8 protein-coding genes and 1 pseudogene are annotated in these 8,434 nt (G+C 46.9%); 3 read left to right on the forward strand and 6 right to left on the reverse strand.

From position 1 onward, the window contains the following. Positions 1-121 precede the first annotated feature (121 nt). Entirely contained in the window at positions 122-1,306 is a 1,185-nt protein-coding gene (locus tag IMQ48_RS00005; protein ID WP_242462313.1) for an AraC family transcriptional regulator, read from the reverse strand. A gap of 177 nt (positions 1,307-1,483) precedes the next feature. Between IMQ48_RS00005 and IMQ48_RS00010 the strand changes: the two genes are divergently transcribed. Further along, a complete protein-coding gene (locus tag IMQ48_RS00010; protein WP_048266682.1) occupies positions 1,484-2,086 on the forward strand; it encodes a DUF6448 family protein in 603 nt (200 codons plus the stop codon). 345 nt (positions 2,087-2,431) lie between these two features. Here IMQ48_RS00010 and IMQ48_RS00015 read toward each other — a convergent pair. Next, a pseudogene (locus tag IMQ48_RS00015) lies at positions 2,432-2,824 on the reverse strand (transposase); the annotation flags it as partial. Positions 2,825-2,848: 24 nt separating this feature from the next. On the opposite strand from IMQ48_RS00015, the gene IMQ48_RS00020 reads away from it, so the two are divergent. Continuing rightward, positions 2,849-3,540 (forward strand): IS1 family transposase gene (locus tag IMQ48_RS00020; protein WP_230326225.1). Its coding sequence is split into 2 segments (ribosomal slippage): positions 2,849-3,092 and positions 3,092-3,540, totalling 693 coding nucleotides; the frame shifts between segments, so codons are not numbered across the junction. A gap of 191 nt (positions 3,541-3,731) precedes the next feature. Then, positions 3,732-4,058, forward strand: coding sequence for a hypothetical protein (locus IMQ48_RS00025; RefSeq protein ID WP_000280683.1), 327 nt, complete (start codon positions 3,732-3,734; stop codon positions 4,056-4,058). 48 nt (positions 4,059-4,106) lie between these two features. Here the strand turns inward: IMQ48_RS00025 and IMQ48_RS00030 are convergent, their stop codons facing one another. From IMQ48_RS00030 to IMQ48_RS00045, 4 genes are all read right to left on the reverse strand, one after another. After that, complete coding sequence (locus IMQ48_RS00030) at positions 4,107-6,707, reverse strand: hypothetical protein (protein WP_059343191.1); 2,601 nt, start codon at positions 6,705-6,707, stop codon at positions 4,107-4,109. Positions 6,708-6,753: 46 nt separating this feature from the next. Beyond that, positions 6,754-7,392: a hypothetical protein gene (locus tag IMQ48_RS00035; protein WP_196207408.1), complete on the reverse strand. Its 639-nt coding sequence runs from the start codon at positions 7,390-7,392 to the stop codon at positions 6,754-6,756. Next, complete coding sequence (locus IMQ48_RS00040) at positions 7,382-7,582, reverse strand: AlpA family transcriptional regulator (RefSeq protein ID WP_000281555.1); 201 nt, start codon at positions 7,580-7,582, stop codon at positions 7,382-7,384. The genes IMQ48_RS00035 and IMQ48_RS00040 overlap by 11 nt, the downstream gene beginning before the upstream one ends. 142 nt (positions 7,583-7,724) lie before the next feature. Then, positions 7,725-8,434, reverse strand: a 710-nt coding sequence (locus IMQ48_RS00045) for a site-specific integrase (RefSeq protein WP_196207409.1), incomplete at its 5' end; no start/stop codon positions are given.

The raw sequence follows: 8,434 nt of genomic DNA on the forward strand, positions 1-8,434 counted from the left end.
AAAAAGGATGTAAATATATTTGGAAGAGAATTACTCATCATTTTTTCACTATATAGCCTTGCTCAAAAAGTTCTGACAACTTAGTAAGTCACGGCCTGGACTAACCACACATCAATAGATATTATAAGTATTGCCGCCGATATTCTGAAGGCGTTAAACCCGTTTGCTTCTTAAACGCGGTATTAAAGACCGATTTAGAGTTAAAGCCTGAGGAATACATAATATCAAGAATGGTCCGCTTATCTTCCGGCATTGCCAGGAGTTTTTTAGCGTGCTCTATTCGGTACTCGCTGATAAACGTAAAAAAATTCTGCTGAAACCCGTTGTTGATAATGGCTGACAGATCGTGCGGCGAGAGTTTTAACTGATGCGCAAGCTGGCTTAAGGACAGGGTGGAATCCAGAAACGGCTGATTCCGGTGCATAAATTCTGCCACCTTATCCACCTGTTCAGCCCCCCGTAACTGCGGTGCTTTAACCGGCTGAATATTCTCCAGCAGGATTTCATCTGCCTGCGTTAGCCCCATAAACGCAGCGGGTTGCCGCAGCGCACAAACTAATAACGTATTAATAAATGCAAACCCCGCTATGCTGACAACGGGCAGTACCCAACTCGTTTTATCGGTTAGCCTGAACAGATAGAAAAACAGGCAGCAAATAATACTGACTATCCAAAGTCCCGAATAACCTGACAGCAGGAAGCGGAGCCAGAGCATTTGCTGGCGGGCAATATCGGAATAAAGATGCTGAATATCCGAATTAAATGACCGCAAACGTCTGAGGGAATAGCCAAGCCAGCCGAGAAATACCCCGTGATAGGCCAATGCAAGGGGCAGTGATACTGGCATGCCCGGTAAATCCTGCTGCTGTAAGAGCGTTATTTTTGCTGAGTCAGATAACGGAACGTACAGCGTGAAAAACACAATAAGGCCAGTAGCAAACGGGATTAAGTGTACAGCATGAGCTGGCCGGATTCGAAAATGGCGATACATCAGCGAACGGGTATACAGATAGATGGCCGGTGGCTGAAGCAGAGAGATAAGCGTACCGATATAGGCGTAGTTCGGGTGTAAAAAACTCACGCCGCTACCATAGAGGAAAAGTTCACCAAAACCGGCGGCAAGGGTCAGCAGAACGATCACCAATAGCCGGTTGCTGACTTGTATGATGTTAGACGGCAAAAGAAGAAAAACAGAGAGCAATGCAGCCTGCATCATTCCTGCTGCCAGAAGAAAAACAGATAGATCATTCAGCATGCACGAGCACCAACAATTTAAAACGAGATATGAGAAACGGACGCCACACACGCTTCGTGTCAGCAGAACGTTCGACTTTACGTTTCATACGTTCGAATTTATCAATTCGAACGACTCCCGGGTTACTCGCCAGTACTCTGCAACCAAATCGGCAGAGGACTGAAATTCTGCCTCCTTTAAACACAAAAAAGCAGATGAACAGGTCGAAAGAGACCCGGGAGTATTAATATGAAAAAGCAGAAAAAGACCAGAACATCCCTGTGCGCAAGCATTATGTTCCTTGCGGGAATGACCGTAAGCACAACGGCGTTTGCCCACTGCGACAGCATGGATGGGCCGGTGATCACCGAGGCTAAAAGCGCCCTTCAGGCGCGTGATGTTACCCCATTATTAAAATGGGTACCAGAAAACCGTGAAGATGACGTCAGAAAGGCGTTTGACGAAACAATGAGTAAACAAGGCAGCAGTCAAACCTCTCAGGAAAAGGCCCAGCAAAAGCTTTTTACCACCCTGGTACGTATTCACCGTGAAGCGGAAGGTGCATCGTTTACCGGTGTAAAATCGGCAGGTCATATTCCTGTTATTGTACAAGAGGCTGATGCCGCACTTCGCACCAACAGTGTTGATAGCCTGGTGGCAAAGGTGACCGCTAACATTGAGCATGCTATCCGGGAAAAATTTACCAAAGCCGAACTCAGTAAGCAGCAGGCGAATCAATCGGTTAAGCAGGGACGCGAATATGTAAATGACTACATTCACTACGTACATTTTGTCGAGGAAATAAACGAAATGGCGGAGGGTAGAGCGCCCGATACGGAGCATCAGCACTAATCATCATGCCCTTCAGAGATGCCTTTACGGCATCTCTGAACCGCGACGCTAAGGCTGTGCGAAAACGCAGCTCACCGTGCTAACCGTTGAACGATACTGAACGTTTCAGGAGCATCGTTGTGACGGTTAGCTTCGGCTAGACAACCATAATATATTGATAAACAGGGAGCGGGATTCTGGTCTGAACCGAGGGCCTCAGCTTTGCCCTACGTCACTGCAACGAAACGACTAAAATCATGGTCAATGACCAGCCCAACGGCGTCACCTTTATTGGAGATAGCGCCAACTGGTGCAAACATTCTATCATCAATGTCCGATCACGGCCTGAGACATTCGACAAGCATTTTATGGTTTCAGTAAGAGTTTCAGTGCCAGCAAATATTTCACTTCGTCGTACCGGGTTTGGTCTTCCTGCAGCGGTAAAGGATCCTTATCCATTTAAACGCCAGAGCCCGGATAGCTGATTGATGCGATTTCCCTTTTTCACGCTCACGCTGGCTCGAGTAATAAAGTCTGGCCCAGTATGATGAGTTACACGTCTTCGCAGTCCATTCCACAAATGTCTGTCAGACGAACTTCGCATACTGCCAACGCCAGTGTCCCCTGGATTTTGGCCGCTTCGCTCGGTTACTGGTTCAATGCCTGTATAGTTTTGAGTTTTTCAACGCTGTTAAACTGGTCGCGGTTATCACCCAATGAGGCAAGCATGCACGGATCCATCGCGAGCCAGTGACAAGGCATGCACAGGGAAAACAGTGATAAATGGGTACTTCTGGCGATTCATCCTGCTCCGCTACTGAAGGCGTGGTGCGTAACGGCAAAAGCACTGCCGGACATCAGCGCTATCTCTGCTCTCATTGCCGTAAAACATGGCAACTACAGTTCACTTACACCGACTCTCAGCCCGGTACGCACCAGAAAATCATTGATATGGCCATGAATGGCGTCGGATGTCGCGCCAGTGCACGCATTATGGGCGTTGGCCTCAACACGGTTTTACGTCACTTAAAAAACTCAGGCCGCAGTCGGTAACCTCGCGCATACAACCGGGCAGTGATGTGATTGTCTGCGCTGAAATGGACGAACAGTGGGGCTACGTCGGTGCTAAATCACGTCAGCGCTGGCTGTTTTACGCTTATGACAGGATACGGAGGACGGTTGTGGCGCACGTCTTTGGTGAACGCACTCTGGCCACACTGGAGCGTCTTCTGAGCCTGCTGTCGGCCTTTGAGGTCATGGTATGGATGACGGATGGCTGGCCGCTGTATGAATCACGCCTGAAGGGAAAGCTGCACGTTATCAGCAAGCGTTACACTCAGCGCATTGAGCGACATAATCTGAATCTGAGACAACATCTGGCAAGGCTGGGACGGAAGTCACTGTCGTTCTCAAAATCGGTGGAGCTGCATGACAAGGTCATCGGGCATTATCTGAACATAAAACACTATCAGTAAGTTGGAGTCATTACCTGTTTTTGCTGCATATTTGGCCATGCACTTTTGCCATCAAGTCAGAGAGACAGGGGCACCGTAAGAGACGAAGGTTGCTGCCTGTGATGAGAGGTTATCAGCAATTACAATGGTCACTAATATTTACATAATGTCGGAGAACATCATTTTAGTTGAAATAACATAAAGGTGGTTCTATGTATTTACATATCAGAAAGTATCAACTCGTAAATGCGAGATGGCGTGATGTCATTGATCTGACAGATTATGAAGAAACAATCAGGCAGGTTGTCGGTACATTATTTGGAAATGATTTTATTGAGGTCAGCGTTGAAACAAATTGTTTTACTCTGACAGTAAACAGTACAAGCAGTAAAATACCACACGGCATACTGGTGAATATGGGGAAAAGGCTGGCGGCTAATCTCCAGAGTATCACCTGTCATGCCATGCGGATCTATCATGTAAATGGCCATCCTGACGCGCGGCAGTTATTTCACTGTTTTGATGCCGATTGCCTGTGATTAAGCCCCCAACTTCTGTTAAAGGAGTTGGGGGAGATTTAACGGTTATCAGACTGGAAGACAGAATGTCGGATATTTACGGGCTATGATATCCATCAGTGACTTCATTCGCGGTGTTACAGAACTAAATTTCATTTGGGGTATTTTTGCTCTTACCGCATTTTTTACATCAGTCACCGTTACTGAATAGCCTTCTGACGTCAGCCATTCAGCAACCTCTTTACAGGAATAACTTTTTTTATCTTTCAGCATCAGCCCCCATTGGCACTGAGTCAGCGCCCGGAGAAATAGTCTGACTAAAATATCATCACTACGTTTGCTTCCGACTTTTAGTTTCATATCAGAAAACACCGTCCGGCAATAGAGAAAATCACACCAGTCATCCCAGTCAGCCAGGGTCTTCAGTGTATGCGTTTGCCGCCAGTCGTCGAAAAGAGAGCGCTGCTGCAGAGCCTCTTCCATATTATCCCATGGGCGGGAAAACATCAGTAAATGCCCTTCATTCATGGCGGGCTGTACGGGCTGGCGTTTGAAATCGAATTCCAGATTAAGACGGATATCCTGTTCCCGGGATACCAGATCGCTTTCCGACAGCCACATCTCACGCGTTGATATCAACGTACTTCGGGATAACGTCTGACCGGGTAAACGATTAAGGTAAAGATCTACCATATAGTCGTTATAGTCACTGCGTGGAATATCGGCAGGAGGTTTGACGCCAGCCCTGGCATGAACAACAGGTTTTCCCTGAATAGCTCTATAGGTTAACTGCCCCCGGGTTTTCATGGCGATAAGCTGGCTGACTTCATGCTTACATGTCAACATTGATGAACCCGGATCAACAATATCGCACAGCGACTGGAAGCGGGAAGACAGTGGACCGCTCATGTTTATCTTGTTAAGTGGGCAATTTGTCAAAAAGCCATCGGTTGTGACGCTGACAACCGATGAATCAGAAGGCAAAGCATTCATGAGTTCCCCGGCAACGGCGCGGATAAATCCCGTTACATGCGCAGCAAAGAATGGCTGAGTAACCGATGATGGTGGGAGGGATCTGTTTAATCCACGGGCAGTATCAAAGGCGGTTTTGGCGCGAAGGCCCTGAGCAAGTTTGCCATAAAGCGAGTTGCCAATTTCTTTCCAGAATTTCTCCTCCAGAGAACCTTTAATATGGCGATTACGGTTCTCACGGACCTGTTGAACAAAGGGAAGAAACACCGATGTTGATTCGCTGTTATGTGGGGAGGTGTCACAGATCCAGGGGACGATGATCCCATTATGGATCGTCATCTCTGCCCCGAGCGACAGAGCAAGTTCGATTTCAGGTGCCGTTGCCCATGATTCGCCACTTAATGGAAAGAATAACCCATATTGATCGGTCCGAACCGGCAGGCTGGGATAGGGAACTGATTCCGGGAACCGAAATGTGACAAGCGCAAATCCCATTACATGCCCACAGTAATCGTCCGGATTTTTACTGAGGCGGATGTTCCCGTAATCGGGTGTGAGGATATCTAATAGCCCGGTGGTATACGCTCCAGCCAGATCGTAGTCATACCAGTGATCAGACGGTGTAACCCCCATCATAAAACACTCATTGCGTCCGCCGTGGTAACAGTTGATCGGGAACGTTTCAAACAACTCTCTTGAAGGAACACTGGCGGGGTTTTTAATCGTCCGGAATGCCTGTTTTTCCGTGAGCCAGAGTTCACGGGTTTTAATGTGTGTCCCAAGGCAGACTTCAGGAGACATATTGTTTTCTTTAAGTGTTTTGGTGAACCGTGAAACTGCCATCGCCCCGATGGTGGCGGGGACACGATCAATCATCAGCTCCCGGGCGCAAAAATTGCGAACCTGTAAAGCATAACGAACCGCAATCTCGGCATCCCGCAGAGCATAGGCTTCAAACCCTGCTCTGTCGCCCAGAAGATATTCACGCATATTGGTTATGGAATAAGGTGCAGGAATGGTGAGTTTGGGAAGACCCAGTAATTCACCACATTCAGCCAGACCCATACCCCCGGGAGTGATAAGCAGTGTATCGATGAAAGCTACGTTACTGCAACGCGGAGGGGAAGTTCGTTTGTCAAACATTATCTGTTCAGTCTTTACGCGACGTTCCTGCTGTTCATCAAAATCGATACCGTAACGATTTTTGAAGCTGCTGACAGTACCGCGTATTCCTTTCAGAAGAATTTTGTAGTCTGACCAGAAATTGGCAAAGGAGGCGATATCCGCACGAATGAAATGCGCATATATATTAATAATACCGGGCCATTTTGTAATCACACCCGTTTCAAGAAGCGGTGTAATCGTTTGACAGAGAAATTCCTTAAAAGACAGCCGGGATTTTTTCTGTGAGTCAGGTGGATAGATAATGTTCGATATACCTGTATTATCGGGTAAGACAACATAACTCTGATATGACAGAATATCATTCTGTCGTGTTTCAGGGTTGAAAACATATTCGGTATCAAAACCGATATGGAGCGTCAGGTCGTTTGAAATCACAGACACGTTTTTTGATGCAGGTGGCATCACAGGATAATCATCAAGCGTTTTAGGTCTTTTACGATTGAGCGCTGGCTCTGAAGTCACGGACTGATACCCCGAGGCGGCAGCGAGGATATCCTGCAAATTATGGCTCATAGTTAACTCCGAAAAAATGCCGGGAGCTGTGTCCCGGCATAAAGAATCAAGATTTAATAACATTTACTACAGATTTGAAAATATCGGTTTTGCGTGATTCATCATCTGCATGGATAAATGAAACGAGGTTCCTGCCTGCTTTAATCAGGATGCCACGTTGCGTCTTTTCCACAGATGGGGTAACGCGTGCAGATAACAGACAATTTTCATGTAACTGAAGAAACTTTTTTGAGGCGTAGCCGCCATGCAGTCGGGCTTTAATTTCATTATACATATCATCAAGAGAACCGGGTTCTCCTGATTCACTCAATACCGGATAGCCCTTCTTATCAAAAAGGCTGAGGATAGATTTACCATCATGTTCGAACAAGGTAACACCGTAAATGTATTTCATTCGAAAGGTGAGGGCGTCGGTGGTGTAGATCTCCTCCTGACAACTGAAATTTTTGAGACGCCTGGCTAATTCATTAAAAACAGCACGAGCAGTAGCCGTGTCCTGCAGGGTGTAGGTATAAAGTACGAAGCCATCTGTGCCGATGAGCTTTACTAAGTTGCCCATAATCGTGATAGCGAGAACTAATGCAAAAGACAGATATTTTTCATCGTTGTCTACAGCTGTGCTTGCTGATTCGGGAATAATGTTCAGTGCATTATTAGCGTTATTTTCCGTGTTCTTAGTAACCATTTATATCACCTTTAAGTTTGTTTTGACGATGTGCATTTTCCCACTCAACAATATCGTCAAGAGAGAATCGTATAGCCCGCCCAATTCTGATGAAGGGCGGGAGTTTTCCGGGGTTGCGCGATATATCTGACGCAACCGTAGATGCAGAAAGATTAAATCTTTCTGCGAACTGCTTAATGGTTAAATACATAAACCTCCGGTTTCAGAGAATAAGAAGCCACGCGGATTTAATATCAATCCACATTCTGTGATGACTTAATGCAGGGCCCTGCAGAAGCATGCAATGACAATACCGTCCTTAAACGAGTGTTGCATCAATCACGAATCACAGATCATAGGTTCATTTTTGTGTCATAACTTTCTATGACCTGAGAAACCACTGCGTGTGATGTCGCTGCATTGTGAAAAGCGTAGCGACGGGTCGCCGTGAGTGAATGGTGATTTAGCTGATGGGAAGCGATTGCAATATCCCCGGTCGCCTGTAGTACCCGGGTGGCAAAGGTACGGCGCAGGTCATGCATCCGCAGGTTATCAATGTTGGCATCCCGACAAATACGGGCAAAGGTTGCACGCGGATATGCCAGAGGGCGGGCATTGTCGGTTAGTTGTGGAAAAATGTAAGTTTTGCTGAGCATCAGGTCCTGCTGGCACTGGACAACTGCAATGGCTGGAGGTGCAAGTGGGCAGGTGAAAGGGTGTCCGGACTTTGTATCAGGCAGTATGAGTTGATGCATATCCGGGTGCCAGTACTCCCATTTCAGGGTACATACCTCACCAATACGCATCCCCGTATAAAGAGCAAGCAATATAGAATCAGCTGCCGGTGTTTGCAGCGCTGTTGCCGCGTCAATAAAGCGCGGGATTTCTGTCGCTGACAGCGTGCGATAGCGAATGTTATTTTCTTTCAGATAGCGGACATGTGACATCGGGGAATGTGTGATCCATCCAGCACGTACTGCCAGAGAGCATATTTTGGACAATATTGCGAGGATACGGTTTACTGTTGACGGACGTAATTTTTCCCGTAAGCCAGCAGCATATT

Origin of the sequence: Citrobacter sp. Res13-Sevr-PEB04-36 (genome assembly GCF_015672735.1) — a bacterium.
Lineage (GTDB): Bacteria > Pseudomonadota > Gammaproteobacteria > Enterobacterales > Enterobacteriaceae > Citrobacter.